The following is a 24765-nucleotide window of genomic DNA, read 5'->3' on the forward strand; positions in this document are numbered from 1 at the left end:
AGGTAAGTAACGTTGATCTGCGTTCTAGGCGGACGCGTTCAGGAGGGCCCGCGGTGAACCAACTAGTCGCGGTGCTCCTTTAGTTGTTTCACCTGATCGGGCTGATCCTCCTCGAGTCGCCGCCTTCCACTTCGATCAACTGGCGTTATCTTCTGATGGTCGCGAGTGGAATGAAAAACTAATGTACTATTCTAACTTGAACTGGAATATAAAAAGTATCAGTGTGTTGATTGATAATTCTAATGAGACCTTAAACTATTATAGACTTTTACTCATTACTTATTTGTATCAAAGTGTAAAAACCCGATTTGCATTTTTCAGCGAATCGGGTTTTTACATCTTAAACGAAATAGTCGAATGGAGTAAAGAAAATGATGTAATTTTGATTAGTAGTTAGGAACTTGAACTCCACTTTCTAAAATCAGAAAAAGACACCAGTTGATTGTAGTGGAAGGTGGCGGCTCCCGATGGATAAGCGTGCGCCTTGGGACCCCGCAGGTAGCGAAAGCCGTAATGAAGAACGGCTTTTGCGAGTAAAAGCGAAGCGTTAGGAGCACGTCTTTGCACTTAGCGGACGAGGAGGCTCAAGCCACGCCCATGGGAAAGCGTCCGCCTGGAACGCAGATCAACTTGTTCTCACTTTTCACACTCACTACTCTTAAGACAACCGCTGCCTAAAATCCTCATAACCAAATTGCTTCACAACGTTGATTTCATCATCGACAGTATGTAGAACAATCGATGGCAAATTAACGCCATTGAACGTATTGTTCTTCACCATCGAATAATGTGCCATATCGCAAAATACTAGTCGATCACCAGGTTGTAATGGCTGATCGAATGAATAATCACCAATAACATCACCTGCAAGACAAGTTGGCCCGCCTAATCTATAGGTATGGGCTTTTTCATTTGGTGTACCTGCCCCGATAATCTCAGGACGATAAGGCATCTCTAAAACATCTGGCATATGGCAAGAAGCCGAAGTATCAAGAATAGCAATGTCCATCCCATTATGCATCGTGTCAAGTACTGTTGCGACGAGGAAGCCTGTGTTAAGGGCAACGGCTTCACCCGGTTCTAGGTACACTTCAAGATTATATTTATCTTGCATGAAACGAATGCAACGGATTAATGTCTTTAGATCGTAATCGGCACGAGTGATATGATGACCGCCACCGAAGTTGATCCACTTCATCTTCTGTAAATAGGGACCGAACTCTTCATCGATGATTTGGATCGTCCGCCACAACGTATCGGAGTTCTGCTCGCACATCGTATGGAAGTGCAGGCCGCTAATACCTTCGAGTTCGTCAGCTTTGAAATTATCTAACGTAACACCAAATCTCGAATAGGTGAAGCAAGGGTTGTACATATCCACTTCAATCTCCGAGTACTCGGGATTGATTCGGATTCCACATTCAATGGACTTTTCCTGCTTCTGAACTCGGCTCTTAAACAGCTTCCACTGCGCAAATGAATTGAATACCAAATGATCAGAGTAGCGAAGGATTTCCTCAAACTCATTCTCGTGGAAAGCAGGGGCATACGTGTGCACTTCTTTCCCCATCTCTTCAAAGCCGAGACGCGCTTCAAATAAACCACTTGAAGTAACGCCATGCAAATACCGACCGATTAATGGATAAACTTCGAACATCGAAAACCCTTTTTGTGCGAGTAAAATCTTGCATCCTGTTTGGTCGATAATAGATTTCAATTTTTCTAAGTTAGCAATCAGCAATTTTTCATCCACAACATAACTAGGTGAAGGGACTGCTTGGACATCAAATTTCATACTATTCTCCTCAATCTATCAAAGTTGGATTGAAATCTTCGTGCCAAGGTAAACCATACTCATTCAACGCATCCATAAATGGATCTGGATCGAATTCTTCAATATTGAAGACCCCTGGCTTTTTCCATTTGCCTGTTAACATCATCATCGCACCGATCATAGCTGGAACACCTGTTGTATAGGAAATAGCTTGTGATCCCACTTCTTGATAGCACTCTTGGTGATCACAAATATTGTAAACATAATACGTTTTTGGCTCACCGTTCTTCGTACCTTGATAGATACAACCTATATTCGTTTTTCCATTCGTACGTGGTCCGAGAGAAGCAGGGTCCGGTAGTACCGCTTTTAAGAATTGTAGTGGAACAATTTGCTGACCTTCAAAATCAATCGGTTCGATGGATGTCATACCCACATTTTCAAGTACACGCAAATGCATCAAATACTTTTCGGAGAACGTCATCCAGAAACGGATTTTATTTACACCGGTAATATTTTTCGCTAATGACTCAAGTTCCTCATGGTATAGCAAATAGACATCTTTTGGTCCGATTTCAGGTAGATCATAGACGCGTTTCACTTCAAGAGGTTCTGTTTCGATGAACTCTCCATTTTCGTAATAGCGTCCGTTAGCTGTGATTTCACGGATATTGATTTCCGGGTTAAAGTTAGTTGCGAACGGATAGCCGTGGTCGCCTGCATTGGCATCGACAATATCAATAGTATGGATTTCATCGAAGTAATGCTTCAATGCATATGCGGAGAACACACCGGTTACGCCAGGGTCGAAACCGCTGCCGAGCAATGCGGTAATACCTGCTTCTTCAAACTTCTCTTTATAAGCCCACTGCCATTTATATTCAAATTTCGCTGTATCAAGCGGTTCGTAGTTTGCAGTATCCAGATAGTCTACTTTTGTTTCAAGACATGCATCCATAATCGTCAAGTCCTGATAAGGCAATGCGACATTAATGACGATATCTGGTTTAAATTCATTGATTAACGCGACAAGTTCAGGCACGTTATCTGCATCTACTTGAGCTGTTTGGATTTTCGTTCGTCCACCGTCCAGCTTTTCTTTCAATGCATCACATTTAGATTTCGTGCGACTCGCGATACAAATTTCTTCAAATACATCGGGTACCTCACAACACTTATGCACGACAACACTTGCCACGCCGCCAGCTCCAATAATTAATGCTTTTCCCATTAAAGACACCACCAATTTAGTTATTTTTGTTTATAGCAATCGTTAATTCACGTAACACTTTACAAGCCACGGCTGTTGATGCGCCGCTTTGGTCGTAGATAGGGGACAGCTCGTTGATATCACAGGCAACGATATTCAAACCGCTGACCGTCAAAATTGCTTGTAGCAATTCAACAAAGCTGACGCCACCCGCTTCCGGCGTACCAGTTCCCGGGAATACGGAAGGGTCTAAGACATCGAGATCAATCGTCAAATAGACGGGTTTATCCTGTAACTTCTTAACCGTATCTTCAAGTCCATCAAAATTAAATTTATTCATAAAGACATGTAGCTTAGCCGCCCATTCAAATTCTGAACGATCACCGGAACGGATACCGTATTGATAGATTTTATTATCTCCGAGCAAGTCCCAGATTCTGCGAATAACCGTAGCATGAGATAGGCGTTGATCTAAATATTCTTCGCGCAAGTCTGTATGTGCATCGAATTGAATGACATGTAAATCAGGATGCATTTTCGCAACAGCACGTACAGCTCCCAAAGTGACTAAATGTTCACCGCCAATCATGCAAGGGATTTTCCCATCCTTCAAAACGAGTGAAGTGAACTGTTCAATTTGCTCAAGAGCACGCTCCGTGTTCCCAAAACTTAATTCCAGATCACCGCCGTCGAATAATGAGTAATCCGTTAAATCTGCTTCTTGATAAGGACTATATGTCTCAAGACCGAATGATTCGCTTCGCATCACTTTACTAGCGAATCGTGTACCAGGACGAAAAGATGTTGTGGAATCAAAAGGAGCACCGAAAATTACGAATGAAGCCTCCTCGTAGTCTGCTTCGAACCCTAGAAATGTTTCTATATTTTTATTTAGCATGGGTTAATAGCTCCTTAACATAATTCGGTAAAGCGAATGAGCCGACATGAAGTTTTGTATTATAATATTTTGTTTGCAAACCAAGTGCATTCCATGCATTAGCATCCAAATCATCTATCGGGTCATATTTTTTGGAAGCAAATCCGAACAGCCAGTGCCCCGATGGATAGGTTGGTATGTGTGCTTGATAGACTTTAGAAACGGGGAAGAATCCCATAATACTTTTATGTGCTCGTTGCATACCGCGTGCATCTTCGGCGTAAAAAGCACTTTCATGCTGATTTACAAGAATGCCTTGGCTATTCAAAGCCTTGTAGCAATTGCCATAAAACTCCTTCGTGAAGAGTCCTTCACCTGGCCCGAATGGATCGGTGGAATCGACAATGATCAAATCATAGGCATTTTCTTGCTGACGAACGAATTTCAGACCATCCTCAAAATAGAGTGTAACGCGCGGATCAGTCAGTTGGGCTGCGGTTTGTGGTAAAAATTCCTGACACACTTTCACAACTTGCTCATCAATCTCCACCATATCGATTTGTTTGATTGATGGATAGCGCGTCAATTCGCGTACGGTCCCACCATCACCTGCACCGATAACCAACACGTTCTCGATGGACGGATTGGTAGCCATCGGCACGTGAACAATCATATCGTGATAAATGAATTCGTCTTTTTCTGTCACCATGACATAACCGTCTAATGTCAAAATTTTACCGAACTCTGTCGTTTGGAAGACATCAATTTTCTGGAATTCACTCGTCGCAGTATATAGATGTTCTTCGACACGAAATGAAAATCGTGTATGGGGTGAATGATCTTCAGTAAACCATAGATTCATTAGACGTCCTCCTTTACTACATTAATCCAATCAACTTTTGCATCTTCGGTACCCGTCAAGAAACATCCCTTGTCCTTACAGTAATTGATGTATTCAATTATTTCATTTGTGATTCGTTCTCCGGGTGCCAGAATTGGAATGCCAGGGGGATAGCACATGACGAATTCGCTTGCCACGCGTCCTGAAGAGTCGGAAAGTAATAATGTCTCTTTATCCGCGTAAAAAGCCTGTTGGGGCGATTGAACAATTTGCGGATTGATATATTCGTGGTCGAATAACGAACTAGGATCCTTTTTATAACGACGATTGATTTCTGCTAGTGCTGCGACCAATCGTTCAAGATCGAGTGTACGGTCCCCGACTGAAATATAGGCAAGGATATTCGCTACGTCCCCGAACTCAATTTGGATATCGTATTCATCGCGTAAAATATCATATACTTCAATGCCAGCCAGACCCATTTGACGCGTATGAATCGACAATTTGGACTCGTCAAAGTCATAGATGGTATCGCCGTTTATCAGCTCTTTAGAGTATGCATAATAGCCGCCGATCTGATTGACTTCATCGCGGGTATACTGCGCCATCTTGATCACTTTATCGAAGATTTCCTGCCCGTGTAATGCCAGGTTTTTCCGTGAAATATCCAATGACGACATCAATAGATAAGAACCGCTCGTAGTCTGCGTTAGGTTAATAATCTGTCGCGTATAGCCTTCACTCACCGCATTATTGATTAATAAAAAGGAACTTTGTGTTAAAGATCCACCTGATTTATGCATACTGATAGAAGCCATATCCGCGCCGACGGACATCGCGGAAGCAGGCAGTTTATCGTTAAAATAAAAATGCGTGCCATGTGCTTCATCCACTAGCACGAGCATACCGTGTGCATGTGCTATATCAGTAATGGCTTGCAAATTGGAGCAAATACCATAATAGGTTGGATTATTAATGAGAATCGCTTTGGCGTCTGGGTGGTCCACGATGGCTTTCTTAACTTCATCTACTGCCATACCGAGTGGAATGCCAAGATCCTCTTGCACTCCCGGATTCACATAGATAGGAATAGCACCACTTAAGATCAAGGCATTGATTGCACTGCGATGAACATTACGCGGCATGATGATTTTCTCTCCTGCTTTACAAGCTGTCATGACCATCGCTTGTACAGCAGAGGTCGTCCCGTTTACAAGCAAGAAAGCGTGTTTCGCGCCGAACGCGTCCGCTGCCAACTCTTCAGCTTCACGTATGACAGAAACGGGGTGGCATAAATTATCAAGAGGTTTCATGGAATTCACGTCGTGTTGTAAGCAAGTCTCCCCGAGAAAATCTGCGAGCTCCTTATTGCCTCGACCGTGCTTGTGTCCGGGTACATCAAAAGGAACGACACGTGCTTCTTGATATTGTTGCAATGCTTCCATAATAGGAACGCGATGTTGTGATAATTTCAATGGTCTCTCCTCACTCATTTTCATAGACGTTGGAACCGCTGTAGATTTCAATCATCTCTTTGCGAAGATTATGAGAAATTTGAAGGCGTTCCTTTGGCGGTAATTCCGAAACATCTTTGTTGAATAGGTAATCTTGTAAATCAATCTCTTTAATGAGTAATTTCGTATGGAAGATATTCGCTTGGTAAACATTTATATCGATTGCATCATATTTTTGCAATGTTTTCTGGTCAATGAAGTCTTGAATGGATGTAATTGCATGATCCATGAAAAGTTTTTTACCGTCTACTGACCGTGTAAATCCACGCACGCGATAGTCTGCGGTAATAATATCCGAATCAAAGCTTCCGATCAGGTAGTCGAGCGCATTCAACGGAGAAATCTCTCCACACGTCGACACATCTATATCTACACGAAATGTCGCAATGGAGTTATCGGGATGATACTCGGGATACGTATGGACAGTCACGTGGCTCTTGTCTAAATGACTGACGACGGAGTCTTTATCTGGCAAGATAGGAATCGCGCCTTGATTACAAGAAGGATCAATTTGTGATGCAGGGAATTTTTCCTCTGAAATCATCAACGTTACACTAGCACCTTGTGGGTCGTAATCTTGTTTACTGACATTCAATACATGCGCACCAATCATTTCAGTAACATCGTAGAGAATTTTCGTTAAACGTTCTGAATTGTATTGCTCATCTATATAGGCGATATACTCACTTTGCTCTCTTCTACTCTTTGCATAGCTCACATCGTAAATGTTGAAGCTAAGAGTTTTGGTGAGGTTGTTAAAGCCGTAGAGCTTCAGCTTATTTTCCAACCGAAACATCCGTCCTTTCAAAATTGCTTTTTTAAAAAGTATCATCACATAAAAAAGTCCCTCTCCAATCCACATGAAATAATACAAACATGACAGATTGGAGAGGGACCTTTACTCTGTTTCGCTTGTTGATATAAGAATAGATATTCACTCTATTCCATTACATAACAGGTGATTGGATTGGCGTAATGCTCACAGGTACTCTTTCTAAATTAAAAAACTTATGAAATTGATTTCATTATAAAGGAAAAAGAATGAAAAATATATACTTTTTATAGAAAAATATTAGAAAAAGCTTTTTTATGGCAAATGGTAAAATGCTTTGAATTGTCGTCAGAACGTCTTTACGATATGGTATATAAAACAATTACTACATTCTATGGAGGTAATGAAATGCACGATACAACAGTGGAATATTTGGAACAGGTTCGACAAGATTTCGAAACAAGTCCTTTTTGGAAATTTGCCGGTCTGCAAACACAAAAATTAGAAGCGGGTCAAGTGGAATTATATTTACCTTATCGTCAAGAGTATGATAATGTACGTGGAACTATTCACGGTGGTATGTATATGTCCGTTCTCGATACGACAATGGGAATGCTTTGTCGGTCGATGGGTGCAAATGATGTCATGACGATACAAATGACGACACAATTCCTAAAGCCGGTCGTTCAGGAAACCATTTATTCAAAAGCTGCGGTTATTAATAGAACACGCTCCACGGCCTTAGTTGAAGGAACGTTATTCAATGAGAAAGATGAATTAGTGGCTCATTGCACTGCTACTTTTAAGTTGAAATGATTGTTATTTACTCTGTAATTTCAAATCAAGGCAGGTTTTCATATGAATAAGAAAGCTTTCTATTTAGGTTTATTCACCGTTGTCGCATGGGGCTCCAGTTTTGCTGCTATTCGAGTGAGTTTACTAGGAGGGTACTCACCTGGACATTTAGTGTTGACACGGTTTATCGTCGCTTCATTAGTATTTATTTTATATGCATTATGGCCGGGAACGAAAATTCGTCTGCCTGCAAAACAGGATATAGGGAAGATCATGCTACTAGGCTTCGCAGGAATCAGTATTTATCATTTTGGTCTGACCTACGGAGAACAAACGGTATCAGCTGGAACGGCCGGTCTGTTTATCGCAACGGTGCCGATTTTCACTTCGATAATCGCAGTGATTTTCCTAAGTGAGAAAATTAGTCGATTAGGTTGGATTGGAATGGCAATCGGATTATCAGGTGTTGCGTTGATAACGATAGGAAGTTCGGAAGGTGCGTTGGAAGTATCGGTAGGTGCGTGGTTCATTATTATTGCTGTTATTTCTACTTCTATATTTTTTGTCTTTCAGAAACCTTTATTCAACCGTTACACACCTGTCGAGTTGACAGCATACTTCACATGGGCGGGTACTTTGCCGTTTTTATATTTCACCCCTGGCTTGCTAAATGAAATACAAGGGGCTACGCTTGAAGCTACATTATCAACGATTTATATGGGGGTTATTCCAGCAACGATTGCCTATGTAACCTGGTCTACTGCGCTGTCGATTGCAGATGCAGGGGCAGTTTCGAGCCTTCTCTATATAGAGCCAGTCGTGGCGATATTGGTTGCTTGGGTATGGCTACAAGAACTACCGAGTGGATTATCTATGATAGGTGGAGTGATTGCAGTTTTGAGTGTGATTGCTGTTAACTGGGAAGAGATGCGTAGGCGTACAACTTTACAAGAAAAAAGCAGCCAAGCATAAAGCGTGGCTGCTACGCGGTGGATCATCCTTTTGGAATGAACGTATTACAATCTGTTTCGGCTGAGTCTTTTGCTTTTCTTCCTTTTCGTGAAATTACTTTGATTTCATCTGCTCCACATTGGTTACCTGATTCCCAAAAATGACAATTTGTCACTTCGCATAATACGTCTTTTGCCAATTGACCCACCTCCTTTTTACTAGCATATCCAAAAATACTGTATACATACAGGAGATGGAGAAGTAACACATTATGATAATTTTGGAGGAGAGTTTATGGTTACTGTACAAGATATTGCGACACCACGATTACAGAACTATTTGGAATTCGTGCGTGATCCGATTGCTTTTTTTATGCGAGTACAGCCGCTTGGTGATGTGATTTCATTGAAGACAGGCATTTCACCGACGTTTGTGGTCAACAGTCCCGAAGCAATTCGAGAAATCTTAATTCGTCAAGACCAGTCATTTATTAAAGGACGGACAACGACTGTGTTGCAGAGAACAGTGGGAGAAGGTCTTCTGACGACGGAAGGTGAACGGCATGCGACGCAGAAGAAATATATTCAACCAGCGTTTTATAAAGAGGTGATGGAACGTTATGCCTATTCCATCATTGATGAAACAGAGAAGCTAGTCAAACGACTTGAGCATGAAGAGGAAGTAGATATACATACAGTAATGATGCGTTTGACATTGTCGATCATTACACGAACAATGTTTTCGACAAATGTCTCTACAGAGGAGAAAGAGCTTGCAGATGCCGTCACAACAACGATTGAGCAAAGCGTCAAAATTTTATTTAGTCCTGTAATGATTCCATCTTCTGTTCCGACTAAAGCTAACTTGAAACATAAAAGAGCGATACAAACACTTGAGGAAATGATTGACGATGTATTAGTCGCTGCAAAAGAACACCCTGAATGGTTTGAAGATTCGTTGCTTGGCATGATGATGGCAGTGACAGATGAGGCCGGAAACAGATTGCCTGACAAAGAAGTACGTGATCAGATGATGACGATGTTGCTCGCAGGACATGAAACAACGGCAAACTTATTAGGCTGGTTATTTGCTGAAATTGCACGGCTTCCTAAAGTAGAGAAGCGTCTGTTGGATGAATTGAATTCAGCAAACTTGGTAGGCAACCCATTTAATTGGATGCGAGAATTACCGTATACACAGCAAATTATTGAAGAAGGCTTGCGTCTTTATCCGCCTGCTTGGCTGATTTACCGCGAACTTGACGAACCGGTCGAGATGTTTGGAAAATCTTTTAAAAAGGGAAGCACGTTTATGATTTGTCCATATGCGATTCACCGAAATAAAGAGGTGTTCCCTGAACCCGACACATTTGACCCGGATCGGTTTGCGGCAGGTAATAAGTATGCGCCATTTAGTTATTTCCCATTCGGTGGTGGTTCACGCAGTTGTATCGGTTCTCGATTTGCTATGCTAGAAGCGACATTGATCATATCGCTACTTTATAAGAAGTTCATATTCCGCAATATGCGACCACATGCGCCCGTTCCGGAACTATTGATTTCATTGCGGATCAAAGATGGATGGCCGATGAGGTTAGAGAAGCGCTGTTAACCAACGCAAACTAAAAAACAGCGATCATCAAGAGGATGATCGCTGTTTTGCTTTCAGATAAACACTACCGCATCTTTAGGAGTCGACAACTCGACTATGCGCTGTACTTCGTCACCTTCAAGCGTTTCTTCTTTATATAGTGCATTGACTAACTCTTCAAATTGATACGCGTGCTCCTTAATGAGCGTTTCCGTCTTTTTTGCGGCTTGATCAAATAGCATTTGCATTTTTTCTTCACGTTCAGCTTTATTGAAGATCAAAGAAAATCCTTCTTGGAACAATCCAGTATTCACCATACGCTCAAGAATATCTTTGGCCTGTTCCACATCGCCTCCAACTCCGATACTGTGCTCTCCCAAATAGAGACGCTCTGCAATGCCGCCCGCTAAAATCATACTGACTTGATCAAGCAATTCGCTAGCAGTAGATAAATGTAATTCCTTTTGAATAGGGGCTACATAACCGAGTGCTTGACCCCTTGGAATAATCGTCGCTTTTCTTACAGAACCTGGCTTTGTAAGAGCAGCGATGATGGCATGTCCGGATTCGTGAATGGCTACACGACGCTTCGTTTCTTGGTCGCTTAACGTGCGTGCTGTATTTCCAAGGATCGTCCGGTCAATTGCAAAATCCAAATCATGCTTCTCAATTAATTTCCGACCTTCGCGAATAGCACGGCGGCTGGCTGTTTCGAACAAGCTGCATATTTCTGCGCCAGAAAAACCTGAAGTGCTATCTGCAAGTGTATCGAGTGACGCTGCCACATTAGGAGCTAACGTTTTGCCGTTTGTATGGATATCGATAATTTCGCGACGTCCTTTTGTATCCGGCAATTGAACATGAAATGTAAAGTCGATACGCCCAGGTCGCAAGAACGCATCATCCAGCATATCTTTTCGATTCGTAGCTGCAATGAATAAAACACCGTCATTATCATTACCACCGTCAAGTTGAACTAGTAGTTCCGTTAACGTCTTTTCAGATTCTTCTCCACCATGTTCTTTTCGTTTTCCAGCCAACGCATCTACTTCGTCTATAAAGATCACAGCAGGACGTTGTTTGCGTGCATTTTCAAAAAGTGTACGCACTCGTGAAGCTCCAACACCTACAAATAATTCTGTAAAGGCTGCTCCACTAGAAGAATAAAAAGTAGCTCCTATTTCTTTTGCGATAGCTTGAGCTAGTAATGTTTTACCAGTCCCCGGAGGTCCATATAGTAAAATACCTTGAGGCAAAGCAATGCCCATTTCATTTGCCGCTTCAGGGTTTTTGAATACTTCTAACGTCTGTTGGATTTCATCCTTCATTTCTTGAGGAATTCCACCGATATCATCCATTGTGATGTCAGGTAGAGGAGTCGCCTTTGACGCTTGATGCTTCATAGCCGACGCGCCAATATTGAGCTTACCTTTTTTATGAAGAATGAAAAGTGTCAAAAGAGCTGCCAATACAAGCCCACCAAAAATCCAACCGCCCATCGAACTCTCTGCTTTATATTGATACGTTACATTATATTTCTGTACTAAGTCATCCACTAATGTACTTTGTGGACGCACCATCGTGCTGTATGTTGTGTTATCTACAATGATGGATAACTTTCCTTTGGCCGTTTCGTTTAATAAGACACCAGCACCTGATTGTTCAGCAATCAGTTTTTCCATCTGAGCAAATGAAACTTCTTTTCCTCCAGTGGGGAGTAAATAGTTCCAAGTGACACCTGCTGCAATGGCCGTGACAAAGAGGGCTACGACAAAGATCTTTGATGCTAATTTTGAAATAGGCTTCAAGTTCAGCTCCAGCTCCTTTAGTGAATTACCTAAATTATACGTAAAAGTAGTAGTTTTGTATAGTGTGTAAACAGAAAAAATAGTTACAAATTCAAGAACTTGTGAGGAAATACCTAAAAAGACACAAGCGGAAGAAGTAAGTGGCAGTACTACACCCCGAAGCCTACTTCTCACTACCTTCAAAAAGATTACCAACTAAAAAAAGCCCCTACTCGAAATCGTATATACCACGACCTCCAGTGAGGGCTTCCGCTACTCCAATAAAGTGACCTATTTAGGCCGAACATCTTCTAATACAGCAAAACCATCACGAACTTTTATATCTGCAAGCAATTGACCTTTGCGTGACAAATCTTCTAACTGCATACCCGTATTTTCAGCTACATAGAAACGATCAGGGAGAAAGTTTGCGAAATACATTTGATTTTCATCGATATTGTGTTCACCGTAGTAATACATATCACCTTTTAAAAAAAGGCCATCGCTTGGTTTCTTATGTGTAACGGTCTTTAACCCATATACATCTCCTTCTTCTTGTTCTAAAACTGCATATACTGTCAGTCTTCCAGTATCATGTTTGGAGAATTCTTTAATGAGCGCAGGGTCAAGACTTTCTTTGGAGAATTCTTCAATCGCAAATTGAAGACTAACATAATCACCATAAAGAATATCGCGCGGGTCGACAGGTACTGTTTCCAATGTGATGGTTTTACCTGTCTTCACTGTGTATAAAGGTTTCCAAGTCATCGCTAACAGGACGATGATTGGGACGATTAAGGCAATAAGAAATAGATTCCGTTTATTCTTCATGACGTTTCACCGTCTCTCGTCGTGATTTTTCAAACCAGAATCCAAAGCCGATCAGCAGTAAACCACCTATGATGAAAAATAATGACTTTGGCATGAAGTCGTATGAGATATCCGTGTAATAACGATAGATTAACGCGCATGTGATCAAAATAGCTGGTAAGCTGTCTTTCTTCAGAAGGTAAATCAATAAGATAACGAATATAGCGGTGAAGATATAAGGTGCAGTATCACCAAATCGCAAATCATCCCATATGAATGGGAACGTTAGCATCATACCCGTAATTCCAAATAATACGGACCCCGTCCAAGACGACTCTGTACGATACTGTTTGAAAGGTGCGAGTGCGAGAAATACACCTAATACAAAGACAATCAAGACAGAAATCCATTCCTCAACATGGAAGAATTCTAGCATATTGACGATAAAAGCTGCACTAAGCAATACATTCATAACAAACAACGAACTTTTTCTTCTGAATCGCGTTTCATTCATCCAGAACAGTAGAGGAATCAATAGAAGTAGCCAAAAGGGACCGAAGCTTCCAACTTCATACGTTGTGAAAGCACTAAAGCTGTAAATAATAAAAAATGCACTAGCAAATACAGCGAGCAATTGATCTTTTACATAATAGGCAAGTGGCAAGATGCCGATCCCCCATAATAGGAAATCTGTATACACCGTATGTTGTAAATGAAAGCTCTGACCAATTAGGAATATTCCAGCTCCAAAAATGGCAGCCCCGATATAATACATACTGCGAGACGTTCTTTCGTAATTGCTTTCAAGCTTGTATCCTGCGAAGTATGCCAAGACCATGCCGACGATGATTAATCCGAGCTTAAAGAATGGCGTTAGTAAAGCCCAGTTACCTGCGATAAAACTCAGTATTCCGATCCCCACTAATATAGCCCCGAAAGCCAGCAAAATCCTCACGAAATTAGTGCCACCTTTAGATTCATATAGCGAGAGCATTTCGTCGGCATCCGTTTCTTTCATTTTGCCTTGCTTTTGTAGAAAAGAAAACTCTTGGTGCAAGAAAGTCAATTGTTGTTTCGTGACCTTTCTTTTCATACGGATTCCCTCCTTTCATACTAGTTACTAAGTAGACTGATAAATACATAATATGTTACAGAATATCAAGAATGAAAAGGTTCTCACAGAAATTATCTAGTTAAATATAGTATCTCGTATATTTTCTAAAAACACAATAAATACTAGAAAGATACATAATTATCCTTTAATTCCCTATTGACATTCATTTGAGAACGATTATCATTGGAAACATAAAATTAAACTTTGGGAAGTAGGAAGAAATATGAAACAAACACTAGTAACAGCTTTCGCTTTAACAACAGGAATTCTCCTATCAGGTTGCGGGGCAGCTGAAGAATCTGTCGAAAAAACGCCAGTAGCGACTGAAGAAGTCGACTTAACTGCTGAAACAGATGCATATAAAGAATTTGCGCTTGAACAAATGGATGAATTCGTTATAAACACAGAAAAATTTGTCACGGCTGTTAAGGCGGGTGATCTAGAAGAAGCAGAGAGAATCTATCCTGTGGCTAGAATGTATTTTGAACGCTCTGAACCGATTGCGGAAAGTTTCGGAGATTTGGATCCACGAATCGATGCACGTCTGGCAGATGTTCAAGAACAGGGTCAGGGAGAAGAGGAATGGTCTGGCTATCATAAAATTGAGTACGGTCTCTGGGTGGAAAATACAACTGAAGGATACGAAGATGTTGCCGACCAATTGCTTAAGGATGCAAAAGAACTGCGTGCACGTGTAGAAACAGTTGAAGTATCACCTGATTTAATGATCACTGGAGCAGTCGATTTACTGAATGAAGTTTCTACTTCTAAAATAACTGGTGAAGAAGAAATTTATTCTCACACCGATCTATATGACTTTAAAGCAAATATTGAAGGTGCAGAAAAAATCTATGAAATTCTGAAGGGTAAGATGGCAGCGAAAGATCAGCAACTAGTCGATGAACTCGAAACTAAATTCCAAACTATTAATAGTCTACTTGCTGAATATGAAGATGAAAATGGCGGCTATATATCCTATGAAGAATTAACAAAGGAAGATACAAAATCGCTATCAGAAGCGGTAAATCAATTAGGTGAACCATTAAGTATGATGGGCATCGTAACGGAGTGATATTATGACGGACCGAACTGAAGAAAGATTCTATGAAAAGAAAATTTCACGTCGTCAAATGATGAAATATACAGGTGCAGGTGCTGCTGGTGTTGCGATCGGAGCATCGGGTCTTGGCGGTGTTTTCAAAGTGTTTGGAATGGCTGAGGAGGAAGATAATCCACGCTCGAAGAATAAGATTAATTTTTATGGAAAGCACCAAGCCGGAATCGCGACTGAATGCCAAAGTTACATATATTTTGCTTCGTTACATGTCTTGGTGAATTCACAACAGGAATTGATGGATCTTTTTAAAATGTGGACTCCCATTGCTGTACGCATGATGAATGGCGAACAGATTGATGGTCAGACTTCCAATATGCTCATTCCATCAAAAGATACGGGGGAAGTAGTCGGATTAGATGCTTCGAATTTAACATTGACGTTTGGTGTTGGTCCGTCACTATTTGAAAAAGAGTCACTAGGTTTAGCGTCAAAAAAGCCTGCTGAACTGAAAGATTTACCTCACTTCCCGAAAGATCAACTAGATCCTGCATATACAGGAGGAGATATTTGTATTCAAGCATGTGCAGATGACCCGCAAGTTGCGTTTCATGCTGTTCGAAATTTAGTGCGTGCGGCTTCAGGAAAAGTATCATTGAAATGGACACAGGCAGGCTTTAATTCTTACCCAATGAAGGGAAAGAGAAAAGAGACGCCAAGAAACTTATTTGCGTTTAAAGATGGTTCAGTCAATCCAATGGATCCAAAGAATCCGAAATGAATGAAGTTGCTTGGGTTGATGCTGGTCAATCAAAAGATTGGATGACCAATGGCACGTACATGGCTGTCCGTCGAGTGCAGATGCATTTGGAAACATGGGACAGAACAGCACTGCAGGAACAAGAAGCGACATTTGGCCGCCATCGTGATACGGGGGCGCCATTAGGTAAAGAAAAAGAGATGGACGAAGTAGACTTGGATGAAAAGGATGCAAACGGTGCGTATATTATTTCTGAAAATTCTCATGTACGTCTGGCTAAAAAGACCAAACAGAAGATCTACCGTCGTTCATTCTCTTATAGTTCCGGTGTCATGGATTCAACAGGTACATTCGATGCGGGTTTATTGTTTATTTCGTTCCAAAAAGATCCTGAACAATTTATTGCAATCCAAAACAGTTTTGGTCGTAAAGATAAATTAAATGAATATATTACTCATCGCGGCAGTGCGTTATTCGCCTGCTTCCCTGGGATCCAAAAGGGAGGCTTTATCGGTGACTCACTCTTCTCGATTATATAAATGGATTGCAGTACTGTTGATTATTGCATTCATGCCGATTCGTCCAGCAATTGCCGATACAGAAACAAATTATAGTGATCTGTATATTTCTATCAGTGATTCCATTATGCAAACTAAGAAAGCAAACGATGCGGCGGCACTGACATCTTTACGAGAATTCGAAACGATTTGGAAACAACAGAATCTAGAGAGTTCGGAGTACACGTTGGAAATCGATAAAACGTTAAAAAAAGCAATACAAGCTGACTCGGAAACACGCGGAGTGCTATTGAGTTCATTATCTAAGGCGGTACATGAATTGGAAAAGTCGGAAAATCCAGTTGATGAACAAGCAGAGCGAGAAGAATTCGGTAAATTGATGGAACCGGCACTTGCTGAATTGAATCAGGCTATTAAGTTAGGTTCGCTAGAAGAAATCGAAGAGGCGAATCAGCAGTTCATTACTACTTGGACACGCAATGAACGTCCAGTGCGAGAGCAAAGTATTTCAGCATATGGTGCAATTGAAACGAGTATGGCATTCATGAGAATCGCGTTAGCGGAAGAAGAACCTAATCTTGATATGTTGCGGACGCAGTTTGATGAATTAACCGTCACGGTAGACCAGTTCGTCTCTGGGACGTTGAAAGAGACAGCGACTGAGGACTATTCTTTGACAACATTGATTGCACTACTAGATGAAAGCTCAGAATCAGTGCGAAATGGAGAGCTTGTTGAAGCGAAGAAAACATTGAGCGAGTTCATTAAAATTTGGCCGAATGTGGAAGGGGAAGTGCGTACGAAAAATGCCTCTCTTTATACAGAACTTGAAAATGAACTGCCTATGATGATTGGTCAATTGTCTAATAGTGGATATAACCTTGACAAGGCTGTGTATCAGTTACAAAATTTCAAACAGCAAATTGCCTTATTGCAAACGAATAACGGTTTCAGTTTTTGGGATTCAGCTCTGATTTTATTACGTGAAGGTCTTGAAGCGTTGTTGATCATTATGGCACTGATATCATTCTTAACGAATGCTAATCAACAAGCTATGCGTAAATGGGTGTATGTTGGAGTGGGTGCTGGCATGACGCTTAGTGTCGTAGTAGCGATTATGATGTCTACGGTATTGCATTCTGTCACGATTGGCAATGATCGTGAAATGATGGAAGGCTATGTTGGTCTCATTGCTGCAGCACTGATGATCGGTGTGGGGATTTGGATGCATCAAAAATCTACTGTCGCCTCGTGGAATCGTTATATATCTAGACAAATGGGACAGGCAATTTCAAAAGGTAGCATACTCGCTATGGCTTCGGTTAGCTTTCTTTCTGTATTTAGAGAAGGTGCAGAAACAATGGTCTTTTATGCAGGAATTGCGCCAAAAATGTCTACTGCGGAATTTGTGATGGGGATATTGCTAGCTGTTGTCATATTGGTAATCGTTGCGTTCATGCTTATGAAGCTCAGCCATCGAATTCCAATCCATCGCTTCTTCGCAGTGGCGACGATTTTAATTTATGTGCTTGCTTTCAAGATTATTGGTGTCAGTCTGCATACGTTACAGTTGACGAACGTGATCAACACAACGGTACAACCCGGGTTGCCGATTATTGACTTTATAGGTTTTTATCCGACCATTGAAACGATTACGGCACAACTTGGTTTATTAGTCATCATCTTAGTGGCTGCCTGGATACGAAAAGCAGGTAACCGTTCCAACGTACAACTTTCGAATTACTAAACTAGAATGTCCTAGAAGTTATTGTACTTCAACAGGGCATTCTTTTTACGTGTTTCTAAGTTCAAAGTTTTTGTTAATAGTTGTAGTAGGTTAACTAGTGATTTCGAAGGGAAACTGCCCTTTCGAAGTGCAAATCACCACAAGGAAAAACTATCAATCTGTACTATTACTATAGATACCACACTCTGTATTAAAAGCCTACTTGACTAATAGGAATAATCATAATACAATGATACCATCTTAAAAATAGTTGTCAGTCTAGTCAGATTTTCTGCAACATGAAGCAATAATAAAATAAGAGGTTGCGAGGGTGATGAATATGGCGTTACAAGTATCGAATAGTCCTTTTAGTGAAGAACAAGTAGAATTGCTCAATCGTTTATTACCGAGCATCACAGAAACACAGCAAAGTTGGTTGAGTGGGTATTTAACAGCTGTCAGCACAGCTTCAGTAACATCTGCTAGTGTTGCTGTATTAGAACGTCCAGCTATCAAAATTCCGACGGCAGTAAAAGAAATAACTGTTCTTTATGGCTCGCAAACAGGTAACGGACAGGGAATCGCTGAACAGGCGGCAGCCAAGTTAAAAGAACAATCTTTTGATGTGACAATCCAGTCCATGAATGATTTCAAGCCGAATAATCTGAAGAAAATCGAAAATCTATTACTGATCGTCAGTACGCATGGAGAAGGAGATCCACCTGATACAGCGTTGCCATTCTATGAGTTTTTGCATGGAAAACGTGCTCCGAAACTAGATCATCTCCATTATTCAGTATTGGCCCTTGGTGATAGCTCGTACGAATTTTTCTGTAAAACAGGCGCTGATTTCGATCAGAAACTATCCGAATTAGGCGCAGTTCAGTTAGCTCCACGAGTAGATTGTGATTTGGATTATGATGAGCCGGCAGCGCAGTGGCTATCAGCGGTAGAAGTGTCGTTAGAAATTCAATCTGGCGGTCAATCGGCTGCAGCTAGTGTAGAAGTGGAAAGCCCATCATCTACTCAGTACTCACGCACCAATCCGTTTAATGCAGAAGTACTTGAAAATATTAATCTAAACGGTCGAGGTTCTAATAAAGAGACGCGTCATGTGGAGATTTCATTAGAAGGATCGGGATTGACATATAAGCCAGGCGACAGTGTAGGGATTTTCCCAACGAATAATTCCGACTTAGTCGATGAGATTATTAAGTTAGGAAGCTGGAACGCAGAAGAAACAGTGGAAATCAACTCACAAGGGGAACACCGTGCTTTACGTATCGCATTACTTCATCACTTAGAGATTACCGTAGTAACTAAACCGCTACTTGAAAAACTGTCTAATTACTCTAAGTCAGAAGAGTTGAAGCGACTCCTAAATAAAGAAAATGCGGATGAGCTTCGTGCATATGTCGATGGACGGGACTTATACGATGCATTAACGGACTTTGGACCAGTAGAAGCTTCAGAACAACAACTGGTGGGAATTCTTCGTAAATTGCCAGCAAGATTATATTCAATTGCCAGTAGCCTAGAAGCGAACCCTGAAGAAGTGCATTTGACAATCGGTGCTGTTCGTTACGAAGCGCATGGTCGCGACAGACAAGGCGTGTGTTCTATCCAATGTGCAGAAAATCTTGAGCCGGGAGATACATTGCCGATTTATATCCATAAAAATGATAATTTCCGTTTACCAGCTAATTCGGAAACACCGATTATTATGATAGGGCCAGGGACGGGTATCGCGCCATTCCGTTCATTCATTGAAGAACGCAGTGAAACAGGAGCGGAAGGAAAGTCTTGGTTGTTCTTTGGAGATCAGCATTATGTGACCGATTTCTATTATCAAACGGAGTGGCAAAATTACGTGAAGGATGGCACGTTAACACGCCTCGATGTAGCTTTCTCACGTGATACGGATGAAAAAGTATATGTACAACATCGTATGAAACAAGCGAGTCAAGAACTGTATCAATGGATTGAAGAAGGTGCAGTGATTTATGTATGTGGTGATGAACAGAACATGGCAAAAGACGTCCACGCGACTTTGCTGGAAATTCTTCAACAAGAAGGCGGCAAATCACTTGAAGTAGCCGAACAATTCATCACACAGTTAGTTCAAGAGAAACGCTATCAGCGAGATGTCTATTAAGTAATTTGAAAGGGAGTGTGGAAGCATGTCTTCAACAACAAAACCAATCCATATACAAGATGGAGCACCAAGTGATGTAGAAGAAATTAAAATTAATAGTGATTACTTGCGTGGTAGTCTCATTGAAACGATGAATGACTCTATTAGTTCCGGAATTCCAGATGATGATAACCGTCTGATGAAATTCCACGGCAGTTATTTGCAGGATGACCGAGATCTGCGGGTCGAGCGTCAGCGCCAAAAATTAGAGCCTGCCTATCAGTTCATGATCCGCGTGCGGACACCAGCTGGCTTTGCCACGCCAAAACAATGGCTGGTTATGGATGAATTGGCACATAAATACGGTAATGGAACATTAAAATTAACGACACGCCAAGCGTTCCAAATGCATGGTATTTTGAAATGGAATATGAAGAAAAATATCCAAGCAATGAATGACGCATTACTAGATTCTATCGCCGCTTGTGGTGACGTTAACCGAAACGTCATGTGCAGTCCGAATCCGAATCAGTCATCGGTTCACGCGGAAATATATGAGTGGTCGAAGCGATTAAGCTTAGACTTGTTGCCACAAACAACGGCTTATCATGAAATTTGGTTGGATGAGGAAAAAGTTGTGGATACGGCAGGGGAAGAAGTAGAGCCAATCTATGGCGCGACCTATTTGCCTAGAAAGTTCAAGATTGGAATAGCGGTACCTCCAATGAATGATATTGATGTATTTTCTCAAGACATTGGACTAATTGCGATAGTAGAAAATGAAAAATTAGTCGGCTTCAACGTTGCGGTAGGTGGCGGCATGGGAATGGCGCATGGCGATGAGCAGACATATCCACAGTTAGCACGCTTAATCGGTTTTGTTCCTGCTAATCAAGTGGTGGAGGTAGCGAAGCACTTGATGATGATCCAGCGTGACAATGGAAACCGTTCTGTACGAAAGTATGCACGATTTAAGTATACAATTGATGCTCGAGGACTAGATTGGCTAGTCAGCGAACTTCATAGCCGTCTAGGCTGGGAGTTGGAAGAAACACGCCCTTATCACTTTGATCATAACGGAGATCGCTATGGATGGGTTGCAGCAGAAAATGATCGCTGGAATTATACATTCTTTATTGAAAACGGTCGAGTGCGTGATACAGAAAACTATAAATTGATGACCGCACTTCGTGAAATTGCAGAGATCCACACAGGTGATTTCCGCTTGAGTCCGAATCAAAACTTAGTATTAGGTGATGTAGCGGATTCAAATAAAAAGAATATAGAAGAAATTATTGCGAAATACGGGTTAGAATCACCAACAGAGCAGTCAGCGCTGCGTAAGAACTCTATGGCATGTGTGTCGCTGCCGACTTGTGGTTTGGCGATGGCAGAGGCCGAGCGATATCTACCTTCATTGATCACGAAAATCGAAGGCTTGCTCGACGAGGCAGGGCTAGGGGATGAAGAGATCGTAACGCGTATGACGGGTTGCCCGAATGGTTGTGCACGTCCAGCGATAGCGGAACTAGGTTTCATCGGTAAAGGACCCGGCAAGTACAATATGTATTTAGGTGGCGGTTTTTCGGGACAACGCCTGAGCAAGATCTACCGTGAAAATATTGGAGAAGAAGAGATCTTAAGTGAATTAGGACCTATATTAAAACGTTATGCGAAAGAACGCGATGACGGAGAGCACTTCGGAGACTTTGTAATTCGTGCTGGCATTGTTGCAGAAACTACGGACGGAACCAATTTCCATAAGGTGTAATTAGTTATGTAGAGCAGCTGGAGTAAAATCTAGCTGCTCTTTATCACTTTATGAAATAGAGTGTAGAGATGAATGGTATAGTAAGAAGAATTTCCGAATCTTTTTCTATTTGTGAATGGATAGGCTAATTTGTTTGAGTCATTACACAATACGGTATAATACTAATAGTAGGGAAAGGAGATGGATTTAAGATGAGTTATGAAGAAAATGTAGCTGGTTTTGATAAAATTGATTCGGCTAGAGCAGAGGAATTAGTAAAAGGTGATGGAGAGGCTATAATTTATGTGGGTAAATCCGTATGTCCTTATTGCCAAATATTCGTTGAAAAACTAAATAAAGTAGCCAAAGAAACGGATGCACATATCTATTACGTTAACAGTGTTGAAAACGCTGATATGAAAGGCATTTCTGCTTTCCGAAATGAGTATGACATTCCGACAGTACCTGGCTTCATTTACACAAATGGAGACACTGTAAACGTTAAATGTGATTCCTCAATGTCTGAAGAAGAAATTAAATCTTTCATGAATAAGTAATCAATTTAAAACACTATAAAAAAATCCTTAATTCGCACATGAATTAAGGATCTTTTTTATTTGTATGATTTTTACTGAATGAGCTGTTTTGAAGGAAAGCTTTGCTGCAGTTCGTTCATGAATGTTTGGCGCTCTTCGATATTATGAAGATAAATGGGCTCAATAGCTTCTTTCAGCCATGTCCTACGCTCCGCACGATCCGTTACGTACTGCTTCACATAGTGTCTGACATCTGCCAAGAAATCTAGATAGTCTTCATACCGTTCGTCATACGCTTCCGCAATTTCGGTACGGATTTTTTTGGCCAATGAAGGACTTGCTCCACTTGTCGATACGCTGACGATCAGTTTACCGCGAGTCATGACTGCTGGAATTTGCGCGGTACCTAGTGTTGGATTGGAAGCGTGAACGACTAGTTTACCCGCTTCTTTCAATTGCTTGGCAAGACGATCATTTACAGCTTCGTCATCCGTTACGAGAAAGGTGAGAAAAGCATTTTCAACGTCTTCCCATTCCGCTTCTTTCGTGATAAGCGTAACCGTACCTTGTTGTTCTAATTCTTCAAAAGACGGGTGGAATTCAGGGCTGATAATAGTAGGATGAATACCGAAACGATGTAGGTTGAGTACTTTGTGATACGCGACGTGCCCGCCACCGACTAGGAATATATTTGATTCATCCATGTTTTCAAGCATGATGGGGAACATAGAGACCACGTTTCCTTTCTGTTGCTTCATCGGCCCTTTCATTCAGAATCGCATGAATCACTGGATCATAGCCTAATTCCGAGCATAGATGAATAGCGGTTGTTGTTTTAGTTTTCTTTAGTGTTCGTTCAATTGATTTCATCAAAATACCAGTGAACAATAAATACGGTAAAATATACAGATTCTTAGGCTGATGTTCTAATAACCGTTCAAGTTCATCTTCATAAAAGGGCTCGCAAGCTGCTAGATAACCGACACTGACATGTTGAAGCTTAGTTTTCTCTTGGAAGATCCTTTTAATTTCTGCAAAATCATCTTGCGTAGCAGGATCACTGCTGCCTCTTCCAATTAATAAAATGGATGCATCCTTAGGAATGAATTCTGTTGCTTCATGCAAACGTTCGATTAGCACATTGACCATTCGTTCATCCACACCAATCGGATCACCGTAGTAAACAGGAATATCAGGGTAATTCATCATGACTTCCTGTAGCTCAGTAGGAATATCCACGTTGGCATGACCTGCGCGCAATAACAGAAAGGGTATAGCTATAATTTCTGTTGCACCCCGTGCGATACAGCGTGCAACACCTTCAGCAATCGACGGTTCGGCGAGTTCTAGAAAACATGCTTCCTGGATAGGGGCCGCTTCGGTTTCCATTGTCTTCTCAATAAATGCCAAAGCAGCCTGCTGTCCTTTCTTTACGCGGCTGCCGTGGCAAATATATAGGATTGCTTTCATACTATCGCCTCGTGTAAACGACGTTCTTTACTGGATTCTTCAAACCACTGTAATTCATTACGCAAGCGAACCACTTCACCGATCACGATCATACTCGGATTTTTGACTTCTTCTAGACGTGCCGTTTCCGTCATGGTGGAAAGCGTAGCAGTAACCGTGTGCTGTGTCTCTGTCGTTCCCCAATGAATGAAAGCAACAGGTGTATCTGGATCTTTACCGTGCTGAATCAGTTGTTGTTGAATATACGGAAGATTGCTGACACCCATATAAATCGCAAGTGTATCGATTCCTTTTGCTAGGGCCTGCCATTTATCTGCTTCATCTGCATCTTCTTTACGATGTCCTGTGACAATAGCAAATGAAGCACTGTAATCACGATGAGTAACAGGGATTCCTGCATATGCTGGAGCTGCGATTCCGGACGTAATGCCCGGAATCACTTCGAATGGGATGTGATGCTTCACCACAAACGCTGCTTCTTCTCCGCCGCGACCGAATATAAATGGATCGCCGCCTTTCAGACGTACGACTTGTTTACCTTGCTTCGCATGTTTAACCAATAAGAAATTGATCATATCCTGCTGAACAAAATGATGCTTAGGAAGTTTGCCTACAAAAATCAATTCCACATCGGGCTTCGCATGAGTTAAAATCTCTTGATTGATCAGTCTGTCATAAAGAATTACATCCGCTTGCTGTATAGCTTTCACTGCTTTGACGGTCAATAAATCAGGATCTCCAGGACCTGCTCCAACTAGCCAAACTTTGCCCATTCTACTCAC

21 protein-coding genes and 1 pseudogene are annotated in these 24765 nt (G+C 41.4%); 9 read left to right on the top strand and 13 right to left on the bottom strand.

What is annotated here, in order from left to right:
• Positions 1–658: 658 nt before the first annotated feature.
• Genes nspC through speD form a run of 6 tightly spaced genes read right to left on the bottom strand, consistent with a single transcriptional unit; the run spans position 659 to position 7012 of the window.
• Positions 659–1795, bottom strand: a complete 1137-nt coding sequence (gene nspC / locus CSV75_RS14425) for a carboxynorspermidine decarboxylase (protein ID WP_099676394.1) — start codon at positions 1793–1795, stop codon at positions 659–661.
• Positions 1796–1805: 10 nt separating this feature from the next.
• Positions 1806–3005: a saccharopine dehydrogenase family protein gene (locus tag CSV75_RS14430; protein WP_099676395.1), complete on the bottom strand. Its 1200-nt coding sequence runs from the start codon at positions 3003–3005 to the stop codon at positions 1806–1808.
• Between the two features lie 16 nt (positions 3006–3021).
• On the bottom strand, positions 3022–3882 hold the full coding sequence (gene speB / locus CSV75_RS14435) for an agmatinase (protein WP_099676396.1): 861 nt from the start codon (positions 3880–3882) through the stop codon (positions 3022–3024).
• On the bottom strand, positions 3872–4723 hold the full coding sequence (speE, locus tag CSV75_RS14440) for a polyamine aminopropyltransferase (RefSeq protein WP_099676397.1): 852 nt from the start codon (positions 4721–4723) through the stop codon (positions 3872–3874). The genes speB and speE overlap by 11 nt, the downstream gene beginning before the upstream one ends.
• Positions 4723–6201, bottom strand: coding sequence for an aminotransferase class I/II-fold pyridoxal phosphate-dependent enzyme (locus CSV75_RS14445; RefSeq protein WP_099676398.1), 1479 nt, complete (start codon positions 6199–6201; stop codon positions 4723–4725). The genes speE and CSV75_RS14445 overlap by 1 nt, the downstream gene beginning before the upstream one ends.
• Complete coding sequence (gene speD / locus CSV75_RS14450) at positions 6188–7012, bottom strand: adenosylmethionine decarboxylase (protein ID WP_099631735.1); 825 nt, start codon at positions 7010–7012, stop codon at positions 6188–6190. The genes CSV75_RS14445 and speD overlap by 14 nt, the downstream gene beginning before the upstream one ends.
• A gap of 384 nt (positions 7013–7396) precedes the next feature.
• Between speD and CSV75_RS14455 the strand changes: the two genes are divergently transcribed.
• Together CSV75_RS14455 and CSV75_RS14460 are read left to right on the top strand one after the other, a co-directional pair.
• Positions 7397–7804: a PaaI family thioesterase gene (locus CSV75_RS14455; protein WP_099676399.1), complete on the top strand. Its 408-nt coding sequence runs from the start codon at positions 7397–7399 to the stop codon at positions 7802–7804.
• Between the two features lie 42 nt (positions 7805–7846).
• Positions 7847–8755, top strand: a complete 909-nt coding sequence (locus CSV75_RS14460; protein ID WP_099676400.1) for a DMT family transporter — start codon at positions 7847–7849, stop codon at positions 8753–8755.
• Positions 8756–8777: 22 nt separating this feature from the next.
• On the opposite strand, the gene CSV75_RS14465 is transcribed toward CSV75_RS14460, so the two are convergent.
• Positions 8778–8933 carry a DUF1540 domain-containing protein gene (locus tag CSV75_RS14465; RefSeq protein WP_099631738.1) on the bottom strand — a complete coding sequence of 52 codons (156 nt, stop codon included), beginning with the start codon at positions 8931–8933 and terminating at the stop codon, positions 8778–8780.
• Positions 8934–9028: 95 nt separating this feature from the next.
• Between CSV75_RS14465 and CSV75_RS14470 the strand changes: the two genes are divergently transcribed.
• Positions 9029–10345 carry a cytochrome P450 gene (locus tag CSV75_RS14470; protein WP_099676401.1) on the top strand — a complete coding sequence of 439 codons (1317 nt, stop codon included), beginning with the start codon at positions 9029–9031 and terminating at the stop codon, positions 10343–10345.
• Between the two features lie 53 nt (positions 10346–10398).
• Here CSV75_RS14470 and CSV75_RS14475 read toward each other — a convergent pair whose 3' ends face one another.
• From CSV75_RS14475 to CSV75_RS14485, 3 genes are all read right to left on the bottom strand, one after another.
• Positions 10399–12132: an AAA family ATPase gene (locus CSV75_RS14475; RefSeq protein ID WP_099676402.1), complete on the bottom strand. Its 1734-nt coding sequence runs from the start codon at positions 12130–12132 to the stop codon at positions 10399–10401.
• A gap of 270 nt (positions 12133–12402) precedes the next feature.
• A complete protein-coding gene (locus CSV75_RS14480; protein ID WP_099676403.1) occupies positions 12403–12942 on the bottom strand; it encodes a GDYXXLXY domain-containing protein in 540 nt (179 codons plus the stop codon).
• A complete protein-coding gene (locus CSV75_RS14485) occupies positions 12932–14014 on the bottom strand; it encodes a DUF2157 domain-containing protein (protein ID WP_099676404.1) in 1083 nt (360 codons plus the stop codon). The genes CSV75_RS14480 and CSV75_RS14485 overlap by 11 nt, the downstream gene beginning before the upstream one ends.
• 244 nt (positions 14015–14258) lie before the next feature.
• Here CSV75_RS14485 and efeO point away from each other — a divergent pair, with 244 nt between their 5' ends.
• The 6 genes and pseudogenes from efeO (at position 14259) to CSV75_RS14515 (ending at position 22534) form a co-directional block, all read left to right on the top strand.
• Positions 14259–15107 carry an iron uptake system protein EfeO gene (gene efeO / locus CSV75_RS14490; protein ID WP_099676405.1) on the top strand — a complete coding sequence of 283 codons (849 nt, stop codon included), beginning with the start codon at positions 14259–14261 and terminating at the stop codon, positions 15105–15107.
• A gap of 4 nt (positions 15108–15111) precedes the next feature.
• Positions 15112–16388, top strand: a pseudogene (gene efeB, locus CSV75_RS14495) (iron uptake transporter deferrochelatase/peroxidase subunit).
• Positions 16363–18114, top strand: coding sequence for an FTR1 family iron permease (locus tag CSV75_RS14500; RefSeq protein WP_233191684.1), 1752 nt, complete (start codon positions 16363–16365; stop codon positions 18112–18114). The pseudogene efeB and the gene CSV75_RS14500 overlap by 26 nt, the downstream one beginning before the upstream one ends.
• 319 nt (positions 18115–18433) lie before the next feature.
• Complete coding sequence (locus CSV75_RS14505) at positions 18434–20248, top strand: assimilatory sulfite reductase (NADPH) flavoprotein subunit (protein WP_099676443.1); 1815 nt, start codon at positions 18434–18436, stop codon at positions 20246–20248.
• Positions 20249–20273: 25 nt separating this feature from the next.
• Positions 20274–21998, top strand: a complete 1725-nt coding sequence (gene cysI, locus CSV75_RS14510; protein ID WP_099676406.1) for an assimilatory sulfite reductase (NADPH) hemoprotein subunit — start codon at positions 20274–20276, stop codon at positions 21996–21998.
• Between the two features lie 191 nt (positions 21999–22189).
• Entirely contained in the window at positions 22190–22534 is a 345-nt protein-coding gene (locus CSV75_RS14515) for a DUF6568 family protein (protein WP_099676407.1), read from the top strand.
• Between the two features lie 71 nt (positions 22535–22605).
• Here CSV75_RS14515 and CSV75_RS14520 read toward each other — a convergent pair whose 3' ends face one another.
• Genes CSV75_RS14520 through cobA form a run of 3 tightly spaced genes read right to left on the bottom strand, consistent with a single transcriptional unit; the run spans position 22606 to position 24756 of the window.
• Positions 22606–23271, bottom strand: coding sequence for a precorrin-2 dehydrogenase/sirohydrochlorin ferrochelatase family protein (locus CSV75_RS14520; protein WP_233191685.1), 666 nt, complete (start codon positions 23269–23271; stop codon positions 22606–22608).
• The gene (locus CSV75_RS14525) at positions 23222–23983 is read right to left on the bottom strand and encodes a sirohydrochlorin chelatase (RefSeq protein WP_099676409.1); all 762 of its coding nucleotides are present in this window, start codon (positions 23981–23983) and stop codon (positions 23222–23224) included. Before CSV75_RS14525 ends, CSV75_RS14520 begins: the two co-directional genes overlap by 50 nt.
• Entirely contained in the window at positions 23980–24756 is a 777-nt protein-coding gene (cobA, locus tag CSV75_RS14530; RefSeq protein WP_099676410.1) for a uroporphyrinogen-III C-methyltransferase, read from the bottom strand. The genes CSV75_RS14525 and cobA overlap by 4 nt, the downstream gene beginning before the upstream one ends.
• Positions 24757–24765: the final 9 nt, after the last annotated feature.

The organism is Sporosarcina sp. P18a (assembly GCF_002743135.1).
Taxonomy (GTDB): Bacteria; Bacillota; Bacilli; order Bacillales_A; family Planococcaceae; genus Sporosarcina.